General features: G+C 68.7%; 25 protein-coding genes. 17 read left to right on the top strand and 8 right to left on the bottom strand.

Going from position 1 to position 25,539, the window contains the following annotated elements; genetic code table 11:
- Positions 1-13: 13 nt before the first annotated feature.
- Complete coding sequence (locus ACSFBM_RS31710; protein WP_435487941.1) at positions 14-673, bottom strand: LysE family translocator; 660 nt, start codon at positions 671-673, stop codon at positions 14-16.
- 137 nt (positions 674-810) lie between these two features.
- On the opposite strand from ACSFBM_RS31710, the gene ACSFBM_RS31705 reads away from it, so the two are divergent.
- Positions 811-1,068, top strand: a complete 258-nt coding sequence (locus ACSFBM_RS31705; RefSeq protein ID WP_435487940.1) for a hypothetical protein — start codon at positions 811-813, stop codon at positions 1,066-1,068.
- Here ACSFBM_RS31705 and ACSFBM_RS31700 read toward each other — a convergent pair.
- The 4 genes from ACSFBM_RS31700 to ACSFBM_RS31685 form a co-directional block, all read right to left on the bottom strand.
- On the bottom strand, positions 1,065-1,700 hold the full coding sequence (locus tag ACSFBM_RS31700) for a YceI family protein (RefSeq protein WP_435439081.1): 636 nt from the start codon (positions 1,698-1,700) through the stop codon (positions 1,065-1,067). The genes ACSFBM_RS31705 and ACSFBM_RS31700 overlap by 4 nt on opposite strands.
- A 58-nt stretch (positions 1,701-1,758) precedes the next feature.
- The gene (locus ACSFBM_RS31695; RefSeq protein ID WP_435487939.1) at positions 1,759-2,340 is read right to left on the bottom strand and encodes a YceI family protein; all 582 of its coding nucleotides are present in this window, start codon (positions 2,338-2,340) and stop codon (positions 1,759-1,761) included.
- Complete coding sequence (locus tag ACSFBM_RS31690; protein ID WP_435487938.1) at positions 2,337-2,930, bottom strand: cytochrome b; 594 nt, start codon at positions 2,928-2,930, stop codon at positions 2,337-2,339. Before ACSFBM_RS31690 ends, ACSFBM_RS31695 begins: the two co-directional genes overlap by 4 nt.
- 91 nt (positions 2,931-3,021) lie before the next feature.
- Positions 3,022-4,788, bottom strand: a complete 1,767-nt coding sequence (locus tag ACSFBM_RS31685; RefSeq protein WP_435487937.1) for an ATP-binding response regulator — start codon at positions 4,786-4,788, stop codon at positions 3,022-3,024.
- Positions 4,789-4,898: 110 nt separating this feature from the next.
- Here ACSFBM_RS31685 and ACSFBM_RS31680 point away from each other — a divergent pair, with 110 nt between their 5' ends.
- On the top strand, positions 4,899-6,146 hold the full coding sequence (locus ACSFBM_RS31680) for a THUMP domain-containing class I SAM-dependent RNA methyltransferase (protein ID WP_435439020.1): 1,248 nt from the start codon (positions 4,899-4,901) through the stop codon (positions 6,144-6,146).
- Here ACSFBM_RS31680 and ACSFBM_RS31675 read toward each other — a convergent pair.
- The gene (locus ACSFBM_RS31675) at positions 6,132-6,599 is read right to left on the bottom strand and encodes a surface-adhesin E family protein (RefSeq protein ID WP_435487936.1); all 468 of its coding nucleotides are present in this window, start codon (positions 6,597-6,599) and stop codon (positions 6,132-6,134) included. The genes ACSFBM_RS31680 and ACSFBM_RS31675 overlap by 15 nt on opposite strands.
- Before the next feature lie 124 nt (positions 6,600-6,723).
- Here ACSFBM_RS31675 and ACSFBM_RS31670 point away from each other — a divergent pair, with 124 nt between their 5' ends.
- From ACSFBM_RS31670 to ACSFBM_RS31600, 15 genes are all read left to right on the top strand, one after another.
- Complete coding sequence (locus ACSFBM_RS31670; RefSeq protein ID WP_435487935.1) at positions 6,724-7,155, top strand: putative toxin-antitoxin system toxin component, PIN family; 432 nt, start codon at positions 6,724-6,726, stop codon at positions 7,153-7,155.
- A 380-nt stretch (positions 7,156-7,535) separates the two neighbouring features.
- Positions 7,536-8,474 carry an AraC family transcriptional regulator gene (locus tag ACSFBM_RS31665; protein WP_435487934.1) on the top strand — a complete coding sequence of 313 codons (939 nt, stop codon included), beginning with the start codon at positions 7,536-7,538 and terminating at the stop codon, positions 8,472-8,474.
- Positions 8,475-8,618: 144 nt separating this feature from the next.
- A complete protein-coding gene (locus ACSFBM_RS31660) occupies positions 8,619-8,924 on the top strand; it encodes a Flp family type IVb pilin (RefSeq protein ID WP_435439024.1) in 306 nt (101 codons plus the stop codon).
- A gap of 39 nt (positions 8,925-8,963) precedes the next feature.
- A complete protein-coding gene (locus ACSFBM_RS31655; protein WP_435487933.1) occupies positions 8,964-10,871 on the top strand; it encodes a Tad domain-containing protein in 1,908 nt (635 codons plus the stop codon).
- 37 nt (positions 10,872-10,908) lie between these two features.
- Positions 10,909-11,880 carry a hypothetical protein gene (locus tag ACSFBM_RS31650; RefSeq protein WP_435487932.1) on the top strand — a complete coding sequence of 324 codons (972 nt, stop codon included), beginning with the start codon at positions 10,909-10,911 and terminating at the stop codon, positions 11,878-11,880.
- The gene (locus ACSFBM_RS31645) at positions 11,880-12,602 is read left to right on the top strand and encodes a hypothetical protein (protein WP_435487931.1); all 723 of its coding nucleotides are present in this window, start codon (positions 11,880-11,882) and stop codon (positions 12,600-12,602) included. The genes ACSFBM_RS31650 and ACSFBM_RS31645 overlap by 1 nt, the downstream gene beginning before the upstream one ends.
- Positions 12,599-12,835: a hypothetical protein gene (locus ACSFBM_RS31640; protein WP_435487930.1), complete on the top strand. Its 237-nt coding sequence runs from the start codon at positions 12,599-12,601 to the stop codon at positions 12,833-12,835. Before ACSFBM_RS31645 ends, ACSFBM_RS31640 begins: the two co-directional genes overlap by 4 nt.
- 6 nt (positions 12,836-12,841) lie before the next feature.
- Complete coding sequence (cpaB, locus tag ACSFBM_RS31635) at positions 12,842-13,807, top strand: Flp pilus assembly protein CpaB (protein ID WP_435487929.1); 966 nt, start codon at positions 12,842-12,844, stop codon at positions 13,805-13,807.
- 87 nt (positions 13,808-13,894) lie between these two features.
- Positions 13,895-15,502, top strand: coding sequence for a type II and III secretion system protein family protein (locus tag ACSFBM_RS31630; RefSeq protein WP_435487928.1), 1,608 nt, complete (start codon positions 13,895-13,897; stop codon positions 15,500-15,502).
- Between the two features lie 20 nt (positions 15,503-15,522).
- A complete protein-coding gene (locus ACSFBM_RS31625) occupies positions 15,523-17,166 on the top strand; it encodes a TadA family conjugal transfer-associated ATPase (protein ID WP_435439031.1) in 1,644 nt (547 codons plus the stop codon).
- Positions 17,163-18,020, top strand: a complete 858-nt coding sequence (locus ACSFBM_RS31620; protein ID WP_435439032.1) for a type II secretion system F family protein — start codon at positions 17,163-17,165, stop codon at positions 18,018-18,020. The genes ACSFBM_RS31625 and ACSFBM_RS31620 overlap by 4 nt, the downstream gene beginning before the upstream one ends.
- Before the next feature lie 19 nt (positions 18,021-18,039).
- Positions 18,040-18,930 carry a type II secretion system F family protein gene (locus tag ACSFBM_RS31615; protein WP_435439033.1) on the top strand — a complete coding sequence of 297 codons (891 nt, stop codon included), beginning with the start codon at positions 18,040-18,042 and terminating at the stop codon, positions 18,928-18,930.
- Positions 18,931-18,947: 17 nt separating this feature from the next.
- Positions 18,948-19,295, top strand: coding sequence for a DUF192 domain-containing protein (locus ACSFBM_RS31610; protein ID WP_435439034.1), 348 nt, complete (start codon positions 18,948-18,950; stop codon positions 19,293-19,295).
- A gap of 22 nt (positions 19,296-19,317) precedes the next feature.
- Positions 19,318-20,517, top strand: a complete 1,200-nt coding sequence (locus tag ACSFBM_RS31605) for a TadE/TadG family type IV pilus assembly protein (RefSeq protein WP_435487927.1) — start codon at positions 19,318-19,320, stop codon at positions 20,515-20,517.
- A complete protein-coding gene (locus ACSFBM_RS31600; RefSeq protein WP_435487926.1) occupies positions 20,517-22,784 on the top strand; it encodes a spermidine synthase in 2,268 nt (755 codons plus the stop codon). Before ACSFBM_RS31605 ends, ACSFBM_RS31600 begins: the two co-directional genes overlap by 1 nt.
- Positions 22,785-22,813: 29 nt before the next feature.
- Here ACSFBM_RS31600 and ACSFBM_RS31595 read toward each other — a convergent pair whose 3' ends face one another.
- Both ACSFBM_RS31595 and ACSFBM_RS31590 read right to left on the bottom strand, forming a co-directional pair.
- The gene (locus ACSFBM_RS31595; protein ID WP_435487925.1) at positions 22,814-23,722 is read right to left on the bottom strand and encodes a BUD32 family EKC/KEOPS complex subunit; all 909 of its coding nucleotides are present in this window, start codon (positions 23,720-23,722) and stop codon (positions 22,814-22,816) included.
- 64 nt (positions 23,723-23,786) lie between these two features.
- Entirely contained in the window at positions 23,787-25,484 is a 1,698-nt protein-coding gene (locus tag ACSFBM_RS31590; protein WP_435487924.1) for an FMN-binding glutamate synthase family protein, read from the bottom strand.
- Positions 25,485-25,539 lie beyond the last annotated feature (55 nt).

Below are 25,539 nucleotides of genomic sequence, written 5' to 3'. Positions count from 1 at the left end.
CGGTTGCCGCGCGTCACTTGCCGCTGACGGCCGACCACACGAGCCGCAGGCCCAGCAGCCCCATCACGCCGCCCGCGGCGCGGTCGATCCAGGCCTTGTAGCGCAGGTAGGCCGAGCGCGGCGCCGCCGAAGAAAGGGCCAGCGCGACGATGGTGTACCACCCGGTCTCGATGCAGAAGATGACCACCGGCACGGACAGCGCCAGCACCAGCGGCACGTCGCGCGGCAGGAAGGCCGCGAAAATGCTGGCGTAGACCACCGCCGTCTTCGGGTTGCTGACCTGGGTGGCCAGGCCGACAAGGAAGGTGCGCAAGGGGTGTGCGCCACTACCCTGCGCGCCCGGCGAGGTAACCCCCGGGGGCACCGCCGCCGCCATGGCCAGCGGCTGCCGCGCGCCGCGCCAGATGCGCACGCCCAGGTACACCAGGTAGGCGCCGCCGAAGCCCTTGATGGCGAGGTACAGGGCCGGCACCGCCAGGAACGCCGCCTGCAGGCCGGCCAGCGCGGCAATGGCGAAGACCAGTCCGCCCGCGCCCATGCCCAGCGCGGCCGCCAGCCCGTCGCGCCGGGAGGCCACCGCCGTGCGGGCGACCATCACGAAACTGGGACCGGGGCTCATCGCGCCGACGGCCATGGCGCCGGCAATGCCGAGCAGGGAAAGGGTGGTGTTCATGGGCTGGAAAGGCGTCTCGTGAAGACCGAATGCCCGATCAGCGTGCATTAGTGCACGCTGATCGGGGATTCAAAACTAAACTTTAAGTAGTACTTGGGTAACTTTTGGTTTACATTTTCTGCACCGGAGTTACTGCGATGCAAAAAATGAAAAACCTCATCCTTCTGGCCGTCTGGGCTGTGGTGCTGTCGTTTTTGCTGAGTTTCTTCTACTGGAGCGACGCCCCGCTGGCCGAGCAACTGCTGTTCGGCGCGTTCATGACGGTGGTCACTGGTGCCTGGATGCTGGTGCTGCTGAACCTGCCGCGTGCGTTCGTGGCCTTGCGCAACTGGCTCAAAGCCTCCAAGGACGACGAGCGCAAGCGCCTGGCCGGCGTCCAGCACCCCCGCGCCTAGGGCTGGATGTTGACGGCCTCGACCTGCACCAGCAGCTTCACCTTGTTCTCGAAGCCGAAGTTCAGCCCCCAGGTCATTCCCCAGTCGCTGCGCTCCACGGTCGTCTCGAAGTCGCCGCCGCAGACCTGGCGGTTGATGAGCGGGCTCAGGTAGCAGTTGAAGCGCGCGGCCTTCAGCGTCACCGGCCGGGTCTGGCCCATCAGGGTGAGCTTGCCGGGCACGTCGGCCACCTTGTCGCCGCTGAAGTCGATGCGATCGGCCACGAAGCGCGCGGTCGGAAACTCCGCCACATTGAAGAAATCCTTGCTCTGCACGTGACGGTTGAGCAGGTCGACGCCCGTGTTGATGGAGCTGATGTCCATCGTGATGTCGACCGCGCCGCTGGTGCCCGTGCCGTCGATCTTCACCGTGCCGTCCTTGGTGCTGAAGCGCCCCCGGTTGGTGGTGGTGCCGTAGTGGCCCATCTCGTACATCACGAAGGTGTGGGTCGGGTCGACCACGTAGCTGGCGTTTTTCACCGGTCCGCCCGCGGGCTTGGCGGCCACGGGCAGTGCCGTGTAGTCCTGGGCCATGGCGGGGGTGCCGGCGAGGGCGCAGGCCGAGAGCGCCGAGGCGAGGATGAGCTTCTTCATCATGGCGTGAGGTGTGTGAGGCATGGCGGGTAAGGAGGCGGTGCGGCAGTTCGGGGTCTCAAAGCGGCCCGAGGCCTGCGAGCGTGAACTTGAAGCGCACCTGCACTTCGTTGCCGACCATCGAGGTGTCGGTCCATTCGCCGTCGCCCACCTTGAAGTCGAGCCGCTGGATCGTAAAGCTTCCGGTGGCCACCGCGTAGCCGCCAGCCGCCGTGATGCTGACCGGCACCGTCACGGCCCTGGCCGTGCCCTTGAGGGTGAGCTTGCCCGCCATCTCGAACCTGCCGTCGCCCAGCGCCTTGATGGCGCTCGACTGGAAGCTCGCCTGCGGGAAGTGCGCGGCGTCGAACCAGGGCGCCTTGGGCAGCTCGGCGTCGCTCATGGGAATGCCGAAGCCGGCGCTGCCCGTGTCGATCTGCAGTGCCACGGTGCCGCCCTCGGGCTTCTTCGGGTCGAAGGCCACCTGGGCGTCGAACTTCTTGAAGGTGCCTTCCACCGGCACCCCCATCTGTTTGGTGACGAAGACGATCTGGCTCTTGTCGGCCACCAGTTTGGTGGGCTCGGCGACAGCGAGCGCGGGCATGGCCGCAGCGAAAGCCAGTGCCGCGCTAGGCAGCAGGCGGTAGAAAAGGCGCGTCATCGAGCAGATTCCTTGCGTGGCCCGGGCCACATGCGTTTCAGAAGACCGTCGCGGTCGATCCAGTGGTGCTTGAGCACCGCCGCCACGTGCAGCAGCGTGACGCCCGCCAGCGTGAAGGCGCTGTACTTGTGCAGCGGCTGCAGCGCCGCCTCGGCGAAGACCCGGTCGACCGGCACGAAGTCGGGCAGCGCCAGCACACCGAACCACCCGACCGGCATGCCCATGGCCGAGCTGTAGGCCCAGCCCGAGAGCGGCACCGCGAAGAACAGCAGGTACATCAGCGTGTGGCTCACGCGGTAGCTCGCCAGTTGAAGGCGCGACATGCCCGCCGGCAGCGCGGGCGGCCGGTGCCCGATGCGCCACAGCAGCCGCAGGGCCGACAGCGCCAGGATCGTGACGCCCGCCCACTTGTGCCAGCTGTACACCTTCAGGCGCAGCGGCGAGAACGGCAGGCCCGTCATGTAGAGCCCCACGCCGAGCGAGCCGACGATCAGGGCCGCGAGCAGCCAGTGCAGCGCGATGGCGAACCCGTCGTAGCGCAGGTGGCGGGCCTCGGCGGGAAGGGAAAGGGAGGGGGTGTCGGCGGACATCGGAAGCAGGACCGGCGGCCTGTGCGCGGAGCATATATCGGAAGCGGTGACAGCTGCACAGCACGGCCCGTGCCAGCCGGGCCGCGCGCCTTCAGCCCGACTGCTGCGCCCGCAGCAGCACCCCGTGCAGGTCGTCGGGCTGCACCGGCTTGCGCAGCGCATGCCAGCCGCGCTCGGTGGCGAGCCTTTGCGTGGCTTCGTTGATGTCCGCCGAAATCAGCGCGATGGCCAGCGACGGCTTCTGTTCCTGCAGCGCCTGCGCCAGCGCAATGCCATCGAGCGAGCCCGGCAGGCGGATGTCGCACAGCGCCGCGTCGAGCGCGCGCAGGTCGGCCAGCGCCAGCGCCTCCGCCGCGCTGGCGTACACGCGCGGCTCGACTTGCCATTGCCGCAGCAGCGCGCACAGGCTGTCGGCCACCACGGTGTTGTCTTCCACCACCAGCACCGCCAGCCCCGGGCGCAGCGTGCGCGCAGCCGGGGCCCCGGCGGTGGGCGGCGTGTAGGCGGCGTGCGCGGGCACCACCGCGCCTTGCGACGCGGCCGGCAGCTCGAAGCTGAACACCGACCCCCGCCCCGGCGCCGAGCGCAGCGACACCTCGATGCCCAACTGCGCCGCCAGCCGCCGCACGATCGCCAGGCCGAGCCCGTGGCCGCGCTGCAGGTTGCGCTCCACGTTGCCGATCTGCTCGAAGTCCTCGAACACGCGCGCCTGCGCGTCCGCGGCAATGCCGATGCCGCTGTCGCGCACCTCCACGCGCCAGGCCAGGGCGTGTCCGCGCCGGCGCGCGCGCACCGCCAGCAGCACCCGCCCGCGCGGCGTGAACTTGACGGCGTTGTCGGCCAGGTTGGCCAGCACGCGGCGCAGCGACACGGCGTCGGTGAAGGCCACGGCACCGGCCGGGCAGCGCACCCGCACGCGGGCGTCGCCGGCCTGGCGCGCCAGTTCGTGCAGCAGCGGCGCCAGCGGCACCGCCGCCGGGCGCAGCGGATCGACCGCCGCCTCGATGCGGCCGATTTCCAGCAACTGGTTGGTCAGCCCCTCGAGCGCCTGCTGCGCGCGTGCCAGCGAGCCCACCGTGTGCTGCACCGCCTGCATGTCGGCGCCGCCGTTCAGTTGCTGGCGCAGCACCTCCGCCTGCAGCCCGATGGCCATCACCGGCTGGCGCAGGTCGTGGTTGGCGGCCGAGAAGAAGCGCAGCCGCTCGGCCTGCGCCTGCTCGGAGGCGCGCAGGCCGGCCAGGGCCTGTTCGCGCAAGGTGCGTTCGTTGAGCCGCAGGCCGATGTTTTCCTCGAGTTGGCGCGAGCGCTCGGCCACCAGCTTCCACATCATCGCGATCAGCCCGCAGCCGATGGCCGACACCGCCATCATCACCGGCGCCCCCAGCCAGAGGCCGGTGACGATGATCGGCGCCAGCAGCAGCGTGATCGCCAGCTGCGTGGCCGGTGTGTAGAACGACACCGAGAAGGCCGACGACAGCGTCATGCCCATCAGGATCAGGCCCAGCAGCAGTTGCAGGTCGGCGCGCTCGGGGTTGAACAGCAGCAGCCCGGCCAGTCCGTGCGCCAGCTCCCAGACGGCCGTGCGCAGCGTGTGCGTGCGCTGCGCCTCGTGCAGGCTGCGCGCCGTGAAGGGCTGCGGCAGGCGCTGCGGGAAGAAGCCGCGCATGGCCGTGACGGCGGTGATCAGCGCGATCCAGACCAGCGCGCGCGGCAGCGAGTACTGCCAGGCGAACAGCGCCGCCACGCCGCAGTTCAACAGGTACTGCACCAGCAGCACCGGCCCGATGGGGCGGATGGACAGCCGCAGCACCTCGCACTGGATCTCGAAGCGGTCGCTGCCGCCGGCGGGTTCGGTCATGGGTGCGGGGGTGGGCGTGGGGGTCATCGGCGAATTGACTATATAGAGAAGGACTGTGACGCGGCGACAATGGAGCCCCCGAGTCGGGCTTCCCGATAGCGAAATTTCCCGTGAACGATCTCTCCTTATTCCTGCCTTGCGCCGCCGGCGTCGAGGAATTCCTCGCCCAGGAGGTCCATGCCCTGACCGGCCGCGCCGGGCAAGACCTGCTCACGCTGCGCGGCGGCGTGCGCGTGCGCGCCGACTGGCGCGACGCCCTGAAGCTCAACCTGCACAGCCGGCTTTCGCAGCGCGTGCTGGTCGAACTGGCCCATGCGCCCTACCGCAACGAGAACGACCTGTACGCCATCGCCAACGGCGTGGCCTGGGAGATCTGGTTCACGCCCAAGCAGACCTTCAAGATCGAGACCACCGCGCAGCACAGCCCGCTGCAGAGCCTGAACTTCGCCACCCTGCGCATCAAGGACGCCATTGCCGACCGCTTCCGCGCCAAGGCCAACGGCGTGCGCCCGAGCATCGAGACGCAGTGGCCCGACTGCCGTGTGTTCGCCCACCTGACCACCGAGACCTGCACGCTCTACATCGACACCTCGGGCGAGCCGCTGTTCAAGCGCGGCTGGCGCCAGGACAAGGGCGACGCGCCGCTGAAGGAAACCCTGGCCGCGGCCATGCTGGCCGCCAGCGGCTGGTGGAACCCCGAAACCGGCGACGTGTCGGCCCAGCCGCTGTACGACCCCTGCTGCGGCAGCGGCACCATCGCCATCGAGGCGGCGCAGATCGCGCGCGGCATCGCCGCGGGTTCGCTGCGGCGCTTCGGCTTCGAGAAGCTGCTGCCGTTCCAGCCGCACGTGTGGACGGCCATCAAGCAGGAAGCCGACGCGAAGGTGCGCGAGGGCAGCGTGGCGATCTTCGGCTCCGACGTGTCGCACCGCATGGTCGACTTCGCCGAACGCAATGCCGAGCGCGCCGGCGTGGCGCAGGCCATCGAGTTCCGAGGCGGCGACGCGCTGCAGCGCATGCCGCCGGTCGAGGCCGGCGTGATCATGCTCAACCCGCCCTACGGCGAGCGCATCGAGGTGGGCGGCGTGGCCGGCCCGGGCCGTTCCGGTGCGCGCGAATCGGCGCAGACCGCGCAGGGTGCGGGCGGTGAAGAAGGCGACGGCGGAGAGTTCTTCCCGCAGCTCGCCACCCACTGGAAGAAGAACTACGCCGGCTGGACCGCCTGGGTGCTCACGCCCGACCTGAAGCTGCCCAGGCAGATGCGCCTGAAGGAGTCGCGCCGCGTGCCGATGTGGAACGGCCCCATCGAATGCAGGCTGTTCCGCTTCGACATGGTGGCCGGCTCAGCGCGGAAGTAGCTCGCCCTCGGCCGCCTGCGGCGCTTTCGGCTCCTTGGGCCGCACGCTGCAGGCCGCGTTGACGGTGCGTCCCGCCAGGTCGCGCGGCGCGTTGCCCAGCGTCATGGGGCGCACGTCGTCGTCGGCGAAGTGCCGCACCGCGATGGGCTCGCCCACGAAGTTCGGCTGCCCGAAGTAGGTGGCGCTCACATAGCGCGCGTTGCGCGCCGCGCAGTCGACATCGACCCTGGCGTCGAACGACCGGAACACGATGCCGTCGCGCGTGGTGCGGTCCTGCGCCAGGCTCAGGCGCAACCTGACGATGCGGTGCGCGCCGTCGACTTCGACGCTGGTCGGATCGACCTGCACATAGCTGTTGCCTCCATCGCCCGGCGAACCCACCAGGGTCAGCCACTCGGCCCGGGCACCCGCGCAGGCAAGCAGGGCGAGGCAGAGCAGCGGAAGTCGTTTCATGAAGAAAGAAGTAAGAAGCGGGAAAGCGCGAGGGTGCGCCTGCGGCATTGTCCGCCCGCGAACCGACACCAGCCTGACGCGACCTCCCGATGGTGCAACATCGGGCCTGCTCTCCCCACATTCCATGACGTTGACAGAATCCGCCCCCGTCGTCATCGACACCAACATCGCGCTCGACCTGCTGGTGTTCGACAACCCCGACTGCATGCCCCTGCGCACCGCGCTCGCGGCCGGCGCACTGCGCTGGCTCGCCACCGCGCCGATGCGCGGCGAACTCGCGCGGGTGCTCGGCTACCCGCTCATCGTGAAGCGGCTCGCGCAGCGGCAGATGGCCGCGGCCAGCGTGCTCGAAGCCTTCGACGCACGCGTGCATCTGGTGGCCGACACGCCGCCGCGCGCACCGTGCGTGTGCAAGGACCCCGACGACCAGGTGTTCATCGATCTCGCGGTCGCGCAGCGTGCGCGGCTGATCAGCAAGGACCAGGCGGTGCTCGCGCTGCGCAAACGTTTGGCTGCGCACGGCGTGCAGGTGCAGGCGGTGCTGGCAGCGGCGTGAACCTTCGTGGACGAGCGAAAAAAACTTACTTTGCGACGGCATCGCAACGGCTTCTAGACAAGCACGGCCCGCGCGTCTACTGAGCGGCAAATCACAGAGGGAGTTGCCGTTGCCCCAGCTGTCTAGACAACGTCGGCAGGTGTGCATGCCACCTGCAGGACGTGCCTGCCATGCGCGCATATCTTCTGCCGTCGATCGCATAGGGTCTGGCAATTGCATGGCCCCGCCACTATCGTCCGCCGCGCCGAAGTGGTTGACGCAAACCTCTTGCGGGCCCGTGTGAAGCGGGCCATGCCGACTTCGAAGACCGCGACCGTTTGCAGCGCTTTCGCGCCGTGCATCCGAGCGCTGCAAATGCTTTCCGTCCTTCAAGAAAAGTCATGCCGAGTTCACACCAGCGATCGCCGCGCCAACTGTTGCCCGAGCTCGAAGTCGAGCTCGCCCGTTCCACCGAACTGGGCTACGAACCCTCGGAAGAGGTCGGGCTGGTGCGCTGCCTAGAGCACGGGTTTCCCACGCCGCTGGCGCGCTGGCATTGCCACGAAGAGTACGAGCTGCACCTGATCGTGGCAACGTCGGGCCAGGCCTTCGTGGGCGACTGGATCGGCTCCTTCGACCCCGGACACCTCGTGCTGTGCGGCCCCAAGCTGCCGCACAACTGGATCTCGCTGGACGCACCCGCCGAAGGCGTGGCACAGCGCGACCTGGTCATCCAGTTCCTGCACGACCCGATCTTCGAAGCCGCCGAGCGCATTCCCGAACTGCAGGAAGCGGTGCGCATGCTCCAGCGCGCGCGCTACGGCATCGAGTTCTTCGGCATGGCCGCGTGCGCGGAACAGCACTGGCACCGGGTGAAGGAAGCGCGCGGCCTGAAGCGCTTCAGCCTGTTCTGCGACTTCCTGGCCGACATGGCGCAATGCACCGACTACCGGTTGCTGTCGGGCATGCAGACCGACGGGGAGAACCCGCTGGAAGCCATCAACGACATCGTGACGCGCATCGCGAGCGAACCCGCCAAGGACGTGAGCGCGGCCGACATCGCCGCGGAGCTCGGCATGAACGCGGGGCGCTTCGGCAGGCTGTTTCGGCGTGCCACGGGCCACAGCTTCCTGAGCTACGTGAACCAGGTGCGGGTGAACAAGGCTTGCCTGCTGCTGATGCACAGCGACCGCTACGTCACCTCGATCTGCTACGACGTGGGGTTCAACAACGTGTCGAATTTCAATCGGCAGTTTCTCGAAATCAAGGGCGTGACGCCTACGGAATTTCGCAGGCAGAGCCAGCTGCGATTGGAGGGTGCGACGAGTTCCGCGAACTAAAGACCGCGAATTTCTTACGTCCAGTTGCAAACTGTTTCGCGAAAGTTATTTCGTATCGGCAATCGCAAAAAGTGTATCGAACGCGGTGCGAGAGCGTCCCTACGATCCGGCTGTCCTTTCAGCCACCTTTCAGGAAACTCTCTCATGCAAACACTTCGTCTGACCTCGCTGAGCCGCCGTATCGCCTCGCACATCAAGATCCGCGGCCAAGGCATGACCGAGTACCTCGTGATCCTCGGCCTCATTGCGATCGCCGCCATTGCGGTGTTCAGCTTCTTCGGCCAGACCATGCGCAACCAGGTCGCCGGCATGGCGCAGGAAGTGGGCGGCAAGACGGGCTCCGCCGAAGTCACCAACGCACAGACCGCCGCCGGCAAGGCTTCCACCAATGCCCAGGTCAACATGAACATGAGCACCTACACCAAGGGCGGGGCGGACGGCGCTAAATAAGCCGCGCGCCACACATCACGGCCTGACCGACATCGCGTGATGCCCCCAGGTAGCGCTTCGCTCCCCCTGGCACCCGCCCATGCGCCCACGCGCCGGCGCCAGTCGGGCCAGGCGATCGTGTACCTGGTGGCGATGCTGCCGATCATCTTCCTGAGCGTGCTGGTGGTCTACAACACCGCCACCTCCACGCGCGAGAAGATGAAGCTGCAGAACACGGCCGACGCAGCCACCTACAGCGCCAGCGTGCTCACGGCGCGCAGCCTCAACTACCTGGCCTACACCAACCGCGCGATGGCTGCCAACGAGGCGGGCATCGCGACGCTGGCGAGCGTGCAGACCTCGGTGGCCATGCTCATCACGAGCGCGGCCAACATCCAGGAAGGCCTGGTGGTCGCCGAGGGCCTGAAGGGCGCGCGCAATCTGGAGAAGGCCCGCCTGCCGGTGGTGGGCCCGATCTTCCTGCTGGCGTGGTTCAACAACTTCCTGCGCGCGCAGCGATTGCAGCGCACGGCCGACCGCATCGCCAGCTTCGTCGAGCCCTCGGCCAAGCCGCTGCAGATCGGGGTCGACCTGCTGCGCGTGCTCAACCAGGGCATCTCCGCCAGCCAGGCTGCCATGCTCGTGGGCACCACGGCGCAGCTGCCCCAACTCGTGAAGGACGTGCTCAACGCCAACGACCCCGACGCGTCGGTGCCGCCGGCGGAAACCGCCATCTTCGTCACCAAGTTCGTGGCCGACGTGGGGCTCTATCTCAAGAGCTATCACCAGTCGGGCAGCGTCACGTTCAACGACGACGAATTCAACGAAGTGCTGCGCTTCGCGCATGCCGCGCAGGCCACGCGCGACGACTGGACCAAGAACCGCCGCTTCCTGCCCGACATCGGCAACTGGATCGCCACGGGCCTGTCGGGTGCCATGCAGGGCATGATTTCCGGCAGCCCGACCGCGCCACCGGGCCTGGCCGACATCACCGGCGACATGATGGGCGGGCTGCTCGAGTGGAAGGGCGGCACCGAGATCGTCGCCACCGAAGGCCTGCCCGGCGACGAGACCGGCCGCATCCGCTGGCAGTCGGCCGATTCGATCGAGATCAAGCTGCCCCTGGGCGTGCTCTACACCGACATCTTCGGGCTCAGCGACGCCTTTCGCGGCCGTTTCGGCCTAGGCGCCGGCGCCGCCGCCGCGGGCGGCCCCAACTACAGGAGCAGCTGGGAAGGCCAGCGCCTGACCCTGCGCACCTACAGCCGCGAAGGGCGCACCTACGGCGGCCTGAACCGCGAGGTGGGCGACACCGCCTACATGGAGCGCGACTCCTTCGACAACGCGTCGCGCGACAAGGACGGCGGCATCCTGCCGGGCACCTGGCCGGTGCTGGTGTTCAGCGCCAAGCTGCACTACAGCCCGCGCACCGACATCGGCACCAGCTTCACGAAGAACTGGGCCATGCCCCGCTTCGTCGACATCAAGGACCATCCGCCGATGGTGGCCAACGAGTCCGACAACTGGCTCGCCGAAAATGGCTTCAAGGGCGCCAACCCGCTCAAGTGGGGCAAGAACACCGACAAGGGCCCGGCGTTCACGCTCGTGGTGCGAAAGGGCGGCGACAAGGTGCGCACGGGCGAGGTCGCCGGCTTCGGCAACTCCACGGCGGACGGCAAGGCGGGCCTGCGCGACAACTTCCAGGGCCGCGAGATCAAGGCGGTGTCGACCTCGCAGATCTACTTCCGGCGGCCGCAGGACCGCTGGGCGCGCCGGGACAACGCCGTGTCCGATCCGGCGTCGATCGGCAAGTACAACGTGGGCTTCGCCGGCGGCTACATCGAGCACCGCAGCCTGTTCAGCCCCTACTGGCATGTGCACAACGTGGAGCCCTCGCTGTGGGCGCGCGCCATCGCCATGGGCGGCGCGGCCGTCAGCGGCTCGCCCGACGAAGACAACGGCAACTGATGAAGGACGCCCGCGCATGACCCGCCCGCATCGACGCATGCCACCACGCCTGGCGCGTGCAGGCGCTGCCGCCGTCGCCGGTCACGCCATGGTCGAGACCCTGCTCATCGTGAGCTTCGCGGCCGTCACGCTGGCGGCAATTCCGGCCATTGCCGAGTACGGCACCAAGCGCATGCAGACCGTGGCCGCCGCCAGGCTGGTGGCGTGGCAGCGCACCGTGTGGATGCCCGAGGCGCAGGGCATCACGGCCGAGGAAGCCAAGGGCGCATCGGGCGCCATCAAGAAGACCGATGCCGAAGTCACGCGCGACCTGCGCCGCCATATCTTTCGCGACCGCACCGAGCCGGGCATTGCCATCCATGCGGCGAACATCGCCGAGTTCGAGCCGCTGGCGCCGCCCATCGACTACCGCACCACGGCCGTCACCGCATCGAGCACGGCCGCGCCCATGCCGTCGCTGCTGAATGCGAGCGACGTGGTGTTCAACGGCATCCGGGAGGCGCAGGCCGCGCTGGGCTCCAACGTGATCACGGGCTCGCTGAGCAAGTTCCAGTTCGTGAACGGCGGCTACATGCGCCACGAAGTGAAGGTGAGCCAGACCAACACCAAGTTCGACCTGGTGCCGGCGCTGGACATGAGTGAGCAGGTCACCATGCTCACCGAAGCCTGGAATGCCGGCGGCACCAACCGCGAGGAAAGCAAGATCGACGGCCTGGTGCCCATGAAGCTGCTCGACAGCGTCTTCTACCAGCAGCTGCGCGGCGGCATGCACCAGACGGCCTACCAGATCAAGCAGGTCTATCCCGCCTTCGACATGAACAACCTCACCATGGGCTTCACGCCGGGCGATGCACTCGAGAAGACGCCGCTGGACCGCTTCGAGCGCATTCCGGCCGGCGCGACCGGCGAGACCGGTGGCGACGGCACGGGCAACGGCGCCAGCGTGAAGGACCATTTCCGCTACTACCGCGCCTTTCCGCCGACACCCGTGGTCAACACGCTGCCCTGATGAGCCTGCCCGCAACGCTCCTGCGATGGATGTTCGCCGCCGCCTGGCTGTGCCTGTGCGGCGCGGCCGCCGCGGCACCGCCGCAGCGCGACTGGCCCGCGATTCCGTGGCCCTCGGGTGCCAAGGTGTTCTGGATCGCCGAGTACCTCGAGCAGAACACCGTGCCTATGCAGATCCGCGGCATCGAGTCGACGGAATCGGTGGCGGCCGTGTCGCGCTACTACGAGAAATGGCTGGCCGACAAGAAGGGCTACGGCGTGAGCACTGTCGGCCCCCTGCGCGTGCTCGGTGCGCGCTTCGGCGAGTACCAGGTCACCGTGCAGCTGCGCGCGGGCCCCTCGGGCACGGTGGGCCGGCTGGTGGCCGCGGTGGTCTACGACAAGGCCGGCAGCGAGCAGGCCATGCAGGAGCGCGCCGAGCGCATCGGCAAGGGCTTTCCACGCCCGGCCGGCTCGCAGGTGGTGTCGGACACGCTCTCCTTCGACGAGGGCCAGCGCAACCGCACCATCGTCGTCACCAACGGCGTGAGCGTGGAGACCAATGCGCTCTACCTGCGCGAACAGATGGTCCGCCTGGGCTGGTCGCTGCTGCAGGACCGCACCGTCGAGGGTGGCCTGCGCTCGGCGCTGGTGTTCCGCCGCAACAGCGAGGAGATGGTCGTGACCATCACCCGGCGCGACGACGCCTACTTCATCGTCGCCAGCCAGACCACGCCGGAATGAGCGCGCGCGCCATGCACCCCCGTCACCGCCCGCGCCGAAGCCGTCCTTCCGCTTCTTCCCGCCGCGCCCAGCGCGGCCAGGTCATCGCCGAATACGTGATCGTCGCCGGCATCCTGGCGGTGATGCTGTTCGCCACCTTCCCCGGCTCCGACCGCTCGGTGATCGCGCTGCTCATCAAGGCCTTCCGCGATGCCTGGGCGACCTATTCGTACACCCTTTCCTATCCTTTGTAGCCAGGCATGAAATCATCTCCGGGACTTCTGAAGTTCAAGCAAAGCGTCAAACGGCTGTCCCCCCTCATCGGTGCCCTGATGCTCGGCCTGCTGGCCGCGGGCCTGGGCTGGTACTACCTTCGGGCCAGCGAGCGCGAAATTGCGGCCAGCCTGGAGAAGGACGCCGACAGCCAGCGCCGCGACGTGGTCGTGGCGCGCCAGGCGCTGGGAGACGGCACCACGGTGCTGCCCGGCATGGTGGCCAAGCGCTCGGTGCCCAACGAGTACGTGCACAACGACGCGCTCACGCCCGAGACCTTCGCGCAGTTCGCGGGCCGCCAGCTCACCGTGCCGGTGGCCGCCGGCAAGCCGCTGCTCGCGTCGTTCTTCTCCACGCCGCGCAAGGTCTTCGCGCAGGAGATCGAGCAGGGCGTGCGCGCCATCACCATTCCGGTGGACGAGATCAGCTCCATCTCGGGCATGCTGCGCGCCGGCGACCGCATCGACTTCATGTACGTGGTCGAGAAGACCGCCGCCAACGATCCCTCGGTGGTGATCCCGCTGCTGCAGGACGTCGAGGTGCGCGCCACCGGCCAGATCACCTCGGAGCAGTTTGCCTCGATGCGAAAGCGCGCCGACGTCTCGGCCGACACCGACCCCTATGCGCAGCAGCGCTACTCCACCGTCACCGTCGCCATCCAGCCGCAGGACGCGCAGAAGCTCATCCTGGCCCAGCGCCTGGGCAAGATCATCGCCACGCTGCGCAACCCCGACGACCGCGCCACCATGACCAGCGGCGTCGATGCCGTCGACCTCGACGCCATCGTGGCCGGCTTCAGGCCGCAGCGTGCGCGGCCGATGGTCGCCAGCGGACCTGCGCGCCCCATGAGCCCCGGCGTCGAATACATCGTCGGCGGGTCGGGCAACCGGGGCGTACCCGGTGCGCCCGGGCTGGGCGCCATGCTGCCGACGGGCGACGCCTTGCCGCGCTGAAGCCCCATCGCCCGAACGCCGCCCCACTTCGCCTTCGCCTTCTTCGCCTTTAGGCGTGCCCGTTTTATTGATTTCCAGAAAAGTTCGATGAATCTCAAGCGATGCTCCCTGGCAGCGACGGCGCTGTGTCTTGTCTTCCAGGCCCAGGCCCAGGGTCCGTACCCCGGCATGCCCGCGGTACCCTCGTTGCCCCTGGGCACGGTGGCGCCCGCACCCTCGGCGCAGCCCTCGGGCGCACCGGGCGCCACCGGCGCCACGGGTTCGGGCGGCGGCGAACGCTCGCCCGGCATCCGTGCGGCCGCGCCGCCGCCGCCGGCCTCCATCACCGAGGGCGAGCTGGCGCGCATCGCGGCGCGCGCCACGGTGATGCAGCGGCTGCCCGACACGCTCACGCTCTACGTCGGGCAGATGGTGCTGGTCAAGATGCCGGGCGTGGCGCGCGTGGCCATCGGCAACGGAAAGATCATCGAGGCCCGCGTGCTCGACGGCGCCAACATGCTCATCACCGCGCAGGACGCGGGCGACAGCACGCTGCATGTCTGGGACAAGAACGGCACCGTGCGCAAGCTGAAGGTGCGCGTCAACGTGGTCGACCTGGACCGCATCGCCGACGAGCTGCGCGAGATCACGCACGGCATCTCGGGCGTGAACATCCGGCGCATCGGCGAACGCATCATCATGGACGGCAACAGCCTGGACCCCGCCGCGGTCGAGCGCCTGAACACGGTGGCCCAGCTCTATGCGCCCGCGGTGGTGTCGCTGGCCACGGCCGACCGGATCCGCGTGGACCGCATGGTCGACATCCAGGTGCGCATCGTGGAGTTCAGCAAGACCGCGCTGGACGACCTGGGCGTGCGCTGGCAGACCGGCGGCGACGGCTTCAACTTCGGCCTGTTCTCGGACATCGCCTCCAGCGGCAGCTACCGCATCCTGCCCGACGGCTCGGCGTTCAACGGGGCCAACACCGCCAACCTGCTGAGCCAGAACCGCCGCACGCCCGAGGCCTACTTCGGCATCGGCCTGAGCCTGACCTCGCGCATCAACCTGCTGGTGCAGCGCGGCAACGCCTTCCTGCTGGCTTCGCCCAACCTCTCCACGCGCAGCGGCGGCGAGGCCAAGTTCCTGGCCGGCGGCGAAATCCCGCTGCCCGCGCTCAGCACGCAGGGCGCGGGCTCGGTGGAGTTCAAGCCCTACGGCGTGCGGCTGAACATCAAGCCCATCGCCGACGGCGAGGGCAACGTGTCGGGCAGCATCCTGACGGAGGTGAGCAGCATCGACCGCAGCGTGGCGGTGCAGGGCATTCCGGGCCTCTTGATCCGGCGCACCGACACCGAGTTCAACGTGAAGGCCGGCGAGACCATCGTGCTGTCGGGCCTGCTGAGCCGCGAGTCCACCCGCTCCAGCGACGGCGTGCCGGGGCTGCGCAAGGCGCCGATCATCGGGCGCGCCTTCCGTGCCGACAACGACACCGACAAGGAGCAGGAGGTGGTGGTGTTCATCACGCCGCGCGTGGTCGGCCCGGCGGACAGCCGCTCGCGCATCGAGCGCGCGCGCCAGCTGGAGCAGGACGTGGGCAGCAACTTCGGCACGCTGACCGAAGACAGGTCGGACCCGCGCGGCGCGCGCCCGCCGCCCGCTGCCGCCGACATCGGTGGCATCCCCGCCGGCACGCCCGGCCAGCCCGTCGCTCCCTGACTCCCCGAGGCTCCATCGCCATGCACAAGGTCTTCGTCAATTCTCCGCAGCAGGGCGTGCGCGAGGTCCCGATCGACGTCGCTGAACTCCAGGTCGGCAAGGACAGCACCAGCCACATCGTGCTGTCGGGCTGGAACGTCGCCAAGCTGCATGCCCAGTTCGTGCTGCACGACGAGGAGGTGTTCGTGCAGGACCTGGGCAGCCTCTTCGGCACCTGGGTCGACGGCAACCGCGTCACGCGCTTCGGGCCGATGAAGGGGGGCGAGGAAATCATCATCGGCGGCCATACGCTGGTGGTGTCGCTCGACGTGGCGCTCAGGCCGGCGGGCAGCGACCCGCAGGACGCGGCCGATGCCGCGCAGATGGCCGAAACCTCGCTGACCATCGAAGACCCGCTGCTGCAGTGGCGCCGCACGCTGCACCGCACCCTGCTGCAGCAGCTGGACAACCGCCGCATCGACACCGCGCAGATGAAGGACGAGGAGCTGCGCTCCAACATCCGCGCGCTCATTGCCGAGATCATTCGCGACACGCGCGAGCTGCCGCCCGAGCTCGACCGCGCCTTGCTGAGCCAGCAGCTGCTCGACGAAGCCATCGGCCTGGGCCCGCTCGAAGTGCTGCTCAAGGACGAGAGCGTGACCGAAGTGATGGTCAACCGCTTCGACGAGATCTGGATCGAGCGCGCCGGCCGGCTGGAGCGCACCAACGTCGCCTTCACCAGCAACATCGCGGTGCTGGGTGCCATCGAGCGCATCGTGACGCCGCTGGGCCGGCGCATCGACGAGAGCTCGCCGATGGTGGACGCGCGGCTCAAAGACGGCTCGCGCGTGAACGCCATCATTCCGCCGCTGGCGCTGCGCGGACCCAGCGTCACGATCCGGAAGTTTCCGAAGAACCGCATGGGCCACGAGGGCATGATCCGCACCGGCTCCATCACCGCGCAGATGGTGGAGTTCATGCGCATCGCGGTGGAAGAAAAGCTCAACATCATCGTCTCGGGCGGCACCGGCACCGGCAAGACGACGCTCTTGAACATGGTGTCGAACTTCATTCCGCCCAACGAGCGCATCGTGACCATCGAGGACGCGGCCGAGCTCTCGCTGGGCCAGCCCAACCTGGTGTCGCTGGAATCGCGCCCGGCCAACATCGAAGGCAAGGGCGCCATCGCGATTCGCGACCTGGTGCGCAACTCGCTGCGGATGCGGCCCGACCGCATCGTGGTGGGCGAGTGCCGAGGCGGCGAGGCGCTGGACATGCTGCAGGCCATGAACACCGGCCACGACGGCTCGCTCACCACGCTGCACAGCAACTCGCCGCGCGACGCCATGTCGCGCCTGGAGGTGCTGGTGACCATGGCCGGCATGAACATTCCGGTGGCGGCGATCCGCGAGCAGATCGCCTCGGCGGTCGACCTGATCGTGCAACTCACGCGCTTTCCTTGCGGCAGCCGCAAGGTCACGCAGATCACCGAGATCACCGGCTTCGCCGACGGGATGATCCAGATGCAGGACGTGTATGCCTTCCGCAAGACCGGCGTGGACGAGTCGTTCAAGACCGTGGGCCACTTCACCGCCGCCGGCACCGTGCCCGAGTTCTTCACGCGCCTGCAGGAGCACGGCCTGAAGCTCGACCTGGAATACCTCTTCGGGGAGACCGTGCCATGAAAGGAATGATTCTGCTGGCCTCCGTGCTCTGCGGCATGGGCTTCATCACGCTGTGCGGCTACCTGCTGCTGCAGCGCTCGCCGGAGCTGGTCGGCAAGATGATGACCAGGCTGCAGGCGAGCGGCCGCCGCACGCTGAACCTGTCGGAGTTCCAGGCGCAGCATGCGGTGGCTTTCGCATCGGGCCATGCCTTCCTGGTGGCGCTGTGCGGCGGCATCGGCTGGCTCATCTCGGGCAACCTGATCGGCGGCGTGGTGGCGGCGGTGGTGCTCTACCTGCTGCCGGCGCGCTGGTTCGCCTGGCAGCGCAAGAAGCGCAGGCAGCAGATCGAGTCGGAGCTGCCCGATGCGCTGCTCTTCATTGCCAGTGCGTTGCGCGCCGGCAGTGCGCTGTCGGTCGCCATCCAGGTGCTGGTGCGCGACCAGGTGGGGCCGCTGGGCCAGGAGTTCGGCCTGGTGCTCAAGGAGCAGCGCCTGGGCGTGAGCTTCGACGATGCCATCCAGAAGATGTCGCAGCGCCTGGGCATTCCCGACTTCGTGCTGGTGGTGGTGGCGTTGCGCGTGTCCAAGGAAGTGGGCGGCAACCTGTCGGAGCCGCTGCAGGTGCTGGCCGAGACGCTGCGCCGCAAGGCCATCCTGGAAGGCCGCATCCAGGCGCTGACGGCACAAGGGCGCATCCAGGGGCTGGTGATGACGCTCTTTCCGCTGCTGCTGATGGGCGTGCTCTACCTGATGCAGCCCACCATGGGCCTGCTGTTCTCCACGACCATCGGCTGGGTGGTGCTGACCGTGATCGCCATCATGCTGCTGCTGGGCTACGCGATGATCCGAAAAATCGTGGCCATCGATATCTGAGAAGCAGGGGGATTGCACCATGCGTTCACTCATCCTCCTGGCCATCATCTTCCTGTGCGCGACCACGGGCGTGATCCTGCTGCTGTACATGGTCTCGCTGATCCGCAAGGCCAGGCCTTCGGAGCGCACCCACATGGACCCGCTGCCGCGCATGCTGCGCCTGGTGTGGCCGGTGGTGAACATCCTGCAGTTCCACGTGTCGGAGATCGCGCCCACCTCGATGCTGGTCAAGCGCAAGCGCCAGCTGCAGCTCGCGGGCCTGGAGTTCGTGCTGAGGGCCGAGGAGTTCATCGCGGTGCAGTGCGTCTCGATGCTGGTGGTGGCCGCGCTGGGCCTGTGGACCGCGGGCCTGCTCGATGCGATGGCGGGCACCAAGGTATGGGTCACGCTCGCGTCGTGCGTGGTGGGGTGGTACTACCCGGTGATGTGGATGCGCGACCGCCGCAAGAGGCGCGAGAAGGACATCCTGCGCACGCTGCCGGGCTACCTGGACATGATCACGCTGTGTTGCCAGGCCGGCCTGAGCCTCACCGGCGCCATTGCGCAGGCGGTGCAGAAGGGCCCGGGCGGCGCGCTGGGCCAGGAGTTCGACCGCATGATGCGCGAGATGCGCACCGGCGCGAGCCGCATGGACGCGCTCAATGCGCTGGCCGACCGGCTGGACAACAAGCACATCAAGAGCCTGGTGTCCAACCTCACGCAGGCCGAGTCGCTCGGTGCGAGCCTGGCCGACACGCTCTCCGCCATTTCGGACCAGCGCCGCACCGAGCGCTTCCAGATGGCCGAGAAGCTCGCCATGGAAGCGCCCGTGAAGATGATCGGGCCGCTGGTGATCTTCATCTTCCCTGTGACCTTCATCATCATCTTCTTCCCGCTGGTGATGCAGTTCCTCGAAACCCAGAAACTCTGAAGCCCCGAACTCGTTTCATGCGCATCGTCTCCCTCCGGTCCCGATCCCCCCAGGCCCAGCCCTTCGGTCCCGTGCGCGTGGCCGAGCGCGGCTGGGACCGCACGCGCGGGCTGCTCGGGCGCCCGCGCCTGTCCGCCTGCGAAGGCCTTCTGATCACGCGCTGCCGCTCGGTGCACACGGTGGGCATGCGCTATCCGATCGACGTCGTCTTTCTGGACCGGCACGGCGGCATCGCGCGCGTGGTCGAGGGCCTGCGCCCGATGCGCATGGCCATGTGCCTGGGCGCGGCCAGCGTGCTCGAACTGGCCGCCGGCCAGGCGAGGCGGCTGGCGCTGCGCCCGGGGTTGCAGTTGTCGGGCTGGTGAACACACTCAGGAGCAGCAGGCCATGCCATCCATTCTTCACACGCGCCGCCGCGCGAAGCAGCAGCGGGCGCAGCGCGGCGCCTCCATGACCGAGACGATGATCGCGCTGCCGGTGCTGATTCTTTTCGTGATGTGCGTGGTGCAGTTCGGCCTGATCTACCGCGCGCGCCTCACGCTGGAGTACGCCGCGCACGAGGCCGCGCGCGCGGGCTCGCTCAACAACGGCATGCCGCTGCCCTTCGTGTTTCGCATCGGCAACTCGACCGCGCCGGGGCTGGGCACGCTCAACAGCGCCGCGCTGGAGCTGACCACCAACGCGCTCACGCGCGGCAGCGTGTGGCAGGGGCTGGTGAAAGGCATGATGCCGCTGAACGTGCGCGACGCCAGCGTGGGCGGCATGTTCAAGGGCTGGGTCGACACCAACACCGACCTGATCCAGTCGGCCTGCATCGAGTACCTGAACCCCACGCAGACGTCCTTCGTGGACTGGGCCTTCGTCGAGAACTTCGGCGAGAACCGCTGGATCGTGCAGATCCCCAACGACACCATGCGCTACCGCAAGCCGCTGCCCTACGACTACAAGGCCAAGGCCATGAGCACCACCGCGGGCATCGGCGATCCGTTGCCGCCCGACGCCGAGCTGCGCGGCAATGTGTCCAACAAGACGCTGGGCGAAGCCAGCGTGCTGCACCTGCGGGTGCACTACGGCTACCGGCTGGGCATTCCGGTGGCCAACAAGATCATCCTCACGGCGCTCAAGGGCTACCAGTTCGTGGGCGAGGCGTGGTTCAAGCTGCTGTCGGTCGACGGTGCCACCGCGCCGGGCACCGACTTCCGCCTGAACCAGCTGGACGCCTACTACATCGCCAACGGCAAGATCCCGCTGGCCGCCGACGGCGTGGTGGGCATGGAGTCGCCGATGTACTGGCATCCGTTCTATTCGTTCGGACCCAAGAGCGACCGCAGCATCGACCTGCAGTGGGACCCGGCGTGGAGCAACAACATCGGCATCAACGTGCTGGAGAAGCCGCAGGACGCCATGACCAACATCTTCGCCTTCGTGCGCAACAACAGCACCGAATGGGCCTCGCAGCTGACGGCCAAGGGCATCGACGCGCTTGCCGACAAGGTGGGCGACGGCAACTCCTTCTGCCCGGCCATCTGGGACGGTTCGGTGAAGGGCCAGCTGGACAAGGTGCCCAACCCGGGCAACCCCGGCTGATGCGCACGGCCGCGGACGCCGCACAGGGTGGGCGCGCGCTGGCGCTCTGCGCATCGACCATCTTCGTCTCGGCATTCCTGCTGTTCCTGGTGCAGCCGCTGATCGCGCGGCAGATCCTGCCGTGGTTCGGCGGCTCTGCCGCGGTGTGGACGCTGTGCCTGGTGTTCTTCCAGGTGGTGCTGCTGCTGGGCTACTTCTATGCCGACCGGCTCTCGCGGCGGCCGCTGCGCACGCAGGCCGTGGTGCATGCGCTGCTGCTGCTGGCGGCCTGCGCGATGCTGCCGGTGATTCCCGATGCGGCGTGGAAGCCGACCGGGCAGGGCGACCCGGCGGCGGGCGTGCTCGCGGTGCTGGCCGCCACCATCGGGCTGCCGTACCTCGCGGTGTGCACCACCGGGCCGCTGGTGCAGAGCTGGGTCGCGCGGCTGCACGCGGGCGACGCGCCGCGGCAGGCGAAGGTGTATCGGCTGTTCGCGCTGTCGAACCTTGCGGCGCTGGCGGCCCTGGTGGTGTACCCCTTCGTGCTGGAGCCGGTGTTCGCGCTGCGTGCGCAGGCGCTGGCGTGGTCGGCAGGCTTCGGGCTGTTCGCGGTGCTGGCGATCGTGTCGGTGGTGGCCGTGGGCAAGGCTCAGGCGGCGCAGGCCGGCGCCCCGGCGACCGAGACATCGGCCTCGGCCGCCCCCGCGGTGCCGCTGTCGTGGGCCGACCAGTTGCTGTGGCTGGTGCTGGCCGCGCTCGGCACGGTCGCGCTGCTCGCGGTGTCGGCCTTCGTCACGCAGGACATCGCCTCGGTGCCCATGCTGTGGATCGTGCCGCTGGCGCTGTACCTGCTGAGCTTCGTGCTGTGCTTCGACAGCGACCGCTGGTACCGGCGCTGGTTGTTCTGGCCGGCGGTGCTGTTGCTCACGCCGGTGATGGGCTGGTACCTGAACACGCCGCAGCGCTCGCTGCCGATCGCCGCGGCCATCGGTCTCTTCTGCGCGGGCCTCTTCGCGGTCTGCATGTTCGCCAACGGCGAACTGGCGCGTGCGCGGCCCGGGCCCGAGCGGCTCACGCGCTTCTACCTGCTGCTGGCGCTCGGCGGCGCGGTGGGCGGCATCTTCGCGGGCGTGGCCGCGCCGCATTTCTTCAACGGCTACTGGGAGCTGCCCGCGAGCCTGGCGGTGCCGGGGCTGGTCATGCTGTGGCTCTCGCGGGCGCGCCAGCAGTGGGTGTGGCTGGCGTTCGCGTTCGCCGTCGTCGCGGGCTTCGCGGCGTTCCTGAAGATGGATGCGGTCGCGGTGTCGCTGAATGTGTTGTATGCGTCGGTGGCTGCGCTGGCCTGCTTTGCGGCGGCCTACACCGCATGGCGGGCACGCTCATGGGCGGCGGGCGCCGGCCTCTTCGGCGCGCTGGCGTCGGTGGCGGTGGCCTGGCTCTCGGTTTCCTCCGTGCTCGAGGCCGACAACCGCACGATGCTGCGCGTGCGCAACTTCTACGGCGCGCTGCGCGTGGAGCAGTTCGGCATTCCGGGCGCGCTGACCGCATCGCGACGGCTGATGCACGGCGTGATCTCGCATGGCGAGCAACTGCAGGGCGCGGTGCAGCGGCGGCTGGCGAGCACCTACTACGGGCCGAAGTCGGGCGGTGGCCTGGCGCTGCTCACCCACCGAGGCGCGACGCAGCGCGTGGGCGTGATCGGCCTGGGCGTGGGCACGCTCGCGGCCTACGGGCGCGGCGGCGACACGCTGCGTTTCTACGAGATCAACCCGCGGGTGATGGCGGCGGCGCGTTCGCATTTCACCTACCTTGCCGATTCGCCCGCGAAGGTCGAGATCGCGCAGGGCGATGCGCGGCTGCTGATGCAGCAGGAGCTCGATGCGCAGGGTTCGCAGCGCTTCGACGTGATCGTGGTCGACGCCTTTTCGGGCGATGCGATTCCGATGCACCTGATGACGCGCGAGGCGCTGGCGCTCTACGGCAAGCACCTGCTGCCCACGGGCGTGATCGCCTTCCACATCAGCAACCGGCATCTGAAACTCGCGCCGGTGGTCAAGCGCCTGGCCGAGGACGCGGGCATGCAGGCGGTGCGTGTCCAGTTCACGCCCGTGCCGGGCAATCTCACGCTCGAACACGCATCGGAGTACGTGCTGCTGACGCGCGACCCGGGCTTCCTGCAAGACCCCGTGATTCGCGAGCGCGGCGAAGCCATCGATGCCGGCGGCGTCTCGACCTGGACCGACGATCACAGCAACCTGCTGGCTGCGCTGCGTTGGGCCGAGCGCTGAATGAAGGTCGCGCCTGCGAACGGCCGGGATCAGGCGGCCGGTGCTGTGTCGTGCCACTGCCCCAGCAACCGCGCCACGGCCCGCACGCGCTGCGTGTCTCGGCCCCAGCGGCGGCTGGCCGGCAGCTTCTGCGCCCACCGCATGCGGCGTGCCGCGTTGGCGATGCGCTCGCGCACTTCGCCGCTCACCCCTGCCAGCGCCGCGTGCCAGTGCTGGCCCGCGGCCTGCGGCGCGGCGGCCTCCAGCATCATGGCGGTGGAGTGCAGGTAGCTGAGCCAGTCGCGTGCCTGGCACTCGGCCAGCGTCATCACCTCGGCCGGGTCGTCCTCGAAGTCGATGTAGCCGATCACGCCGTCGGGGCACTGCACGAGGTTGCGGTCGAAGGCCTGGCTCAGGTGCTGGCCGCACACGTGCACGGCGGCGATGGCGGCCAGGCCTTCGCGCCACACGGCGAGCAGCGCGGCGGGGCCGGCGGCCGCGGCCTGGTCGAGCCGCTCCTGCAGCACCACGGTGGCACGGCCGCTTTCGCCGAGGTCCGAGATCAGCAGGCCGTCGGGCTGCTGCGCCAGCACGGTGGGCACGCGCAGGCCCGCGGCCGCGAGCTGCTTCAGCCGCCGCGCCTCGGTGGCGATGGCCGCCTCGCCGCCCGGGTTGGGCACGGGCTTGATGATGTCCAGCCGCACCATGCGCGCGACCGCCGCCATCACGCGGTAGCCCCACTTGCCGTGCCGGGGGCCGGCCTTCTTGAGCCACACGCGCTCACTGCCGAAGCGGTGGCTGGCCACGTTCTTCTGCTGCCGGGGCAGCGTCACGCGCAGGAATTCCGCGTAGTCGCCGGGGGCCGGCGTGCGCGCCAGTGCGTCGAGGGGCGCGGGCGCCGAAGCGGCGCCCTTGCGCGATTGCAGGCGCGCGTTCGCGCCTCGTTTCAGTGGATTCATCAGATCGGTACCTCCGCACTGCGTGCTGCGGTACGAGCTTGCTCTGGGCGGTCCGGCGCTGCGCTCATGCGGCCATTGCAAAGCCCGACACCAGCCCTTGCGGGCCTTGCGTCACGGGCTGGAAACTCTCTGCACTGGCCAGCGGCCAGTAGGTGCGAAAAACGTTGTGCTGCGCGTCGAGCGCGCCGAGCAGCGCGCCCGGTTGCACCTGCATCACCAGGTTGCTCAGCAGGCGCACCTCGGTGTCGGAGATGCGGCGCACGATGTGGTGCGCGGTGATCTGCTGCGGATGGTCCAGGCCCGCGGCCTGCACCAGCTCCTGCAGCGCATGCAGCGTGCTGCGGTGGAAGTTGCGCACCCGGTCGGCCTTGGTGGGCACCACCAGCGCCTGCTGGCGCAGCGGGTCCTGGGTGGTCACGCCGGTGGGGCAGTGGCCGGTGTGGCAGCTCTGCGCCTGGATGCAGCCCAGGGCCATCATGAAACCGCGCGCCGCGTTGCACCAGTCGGCGCCCAGCGCCATCATGCGGGCCACGTCGAAGGCGGTGATGACCTTGGCCGCGCAGCCGATCTTGATGCGGTGGCGCAGGTTCACGCCGACGAGCGTGTTGTGCACCAGCAGCAGGCCTTCTTGCAGGGGCGCGCCCACGTGGTCGCTGAACTCGACCGGTGCCGCGCCGGTGCCGCCTTCGGCCCCGTCGACCACGATGAAGTCGGGCGTGATGCCGGTGGCCTGCATCGCCTTGACGATGGCGAACCATTCCCACGGGTGGCCCAGGCAGAACTTGAAACCCGTGGGCTTGCCGCCCGACAGCGCGCGCAGCTTCGCGATGAAATGCATCATCTCGGTCGGCGTGGTGAAGGCGCTGTGCGACGAGGGCGAGATGCAGTCCACGCCCACCGGCACGCCGCGCGCGGCCGCGATCTCGGGCGTGACCTTGGGCGCGGGCAGCACGCCGCCGTGGCCGGGCTTGGCGCCCTGGCTCAGCTTGACCTCGATCATCTTCACCTGCGGGTCGCGCGCGTTGGCGGTGAAGCGCTCTTCGTTGAAGGTGCCGTCGTCGTTGCGGCAACCGAAGTAGCCCGAGCCGATTTCCCAGATCAGGTCGCCGCCGTGCACCCGGTGGTGCTGCGAGATCGAGCCCTCGCCGGTGTCGTGCGCGAAGCCGCCCATCTTGGCGCCCTGGTTGAGCGCGAGGATGGCGTTGGCCGACAGCGCGCCGAAGCTCATGGCGGAAATGTTGAACACGCTCGCGCTGTACGGCTGCGTGCAGACCTGCGCGGCATTGCCGTCCGCCGGCTGGGGCGTGCCGCCGATCACGATGCGAAAGTCGTGGTTCGCGAGCCGGGTCGGCTGCATCGAGTGGTTGATCCACTCGTAGCCCGCGATGGTCACGTCCAGCTGGGTGCCGAAGGGCCGGTTGTCGGGCTCGCCCTTGGCGCGCTGGTACACCAGCGAGCGCTGCGCGCGCGAGAAGGGCGCGGCTTCCGCGTCGCTCTCGATGAAGTACTGCCGCATTTCGGGGCGGATGTACTCGAGCAGAAAGCGCAGGTGCCCGATGACCGGGTAGTTGCGCAGGATGGCGTGGCGGGTCTGGCGCAGGTCGTGGACGCCTGTACCCGCAAGCACCGCGAAAACCACCACCCCGACCCATGCGAGCCACAGGTGCGGAGACATCAGCACGAAAGCGAGGCAGGCCACAAGCCCGACCACGCACAGGGCAAAAGCGCTATAGCGCGTCGGAAACGGAATAATCGTGGGCATAGAAATAGTGTCGACCGAAGCCTGCTGCATCATAGAGGGCTGCCCCGAACCTGCC

It is taken from the genome of Variovorax pasteuri, from assembly GCF_051216435.1.
Taxonomy (GTDB): Bacteria; Pseudomonadota; Gammaproteobacteria; order Burkholderiales; family Burkholderiaceae_C; genus Variovorax.
Note: the sequence above shows the minus strand (reverse complement) of the source record. Positions and strands in the feature narration are given on the sequence as shown.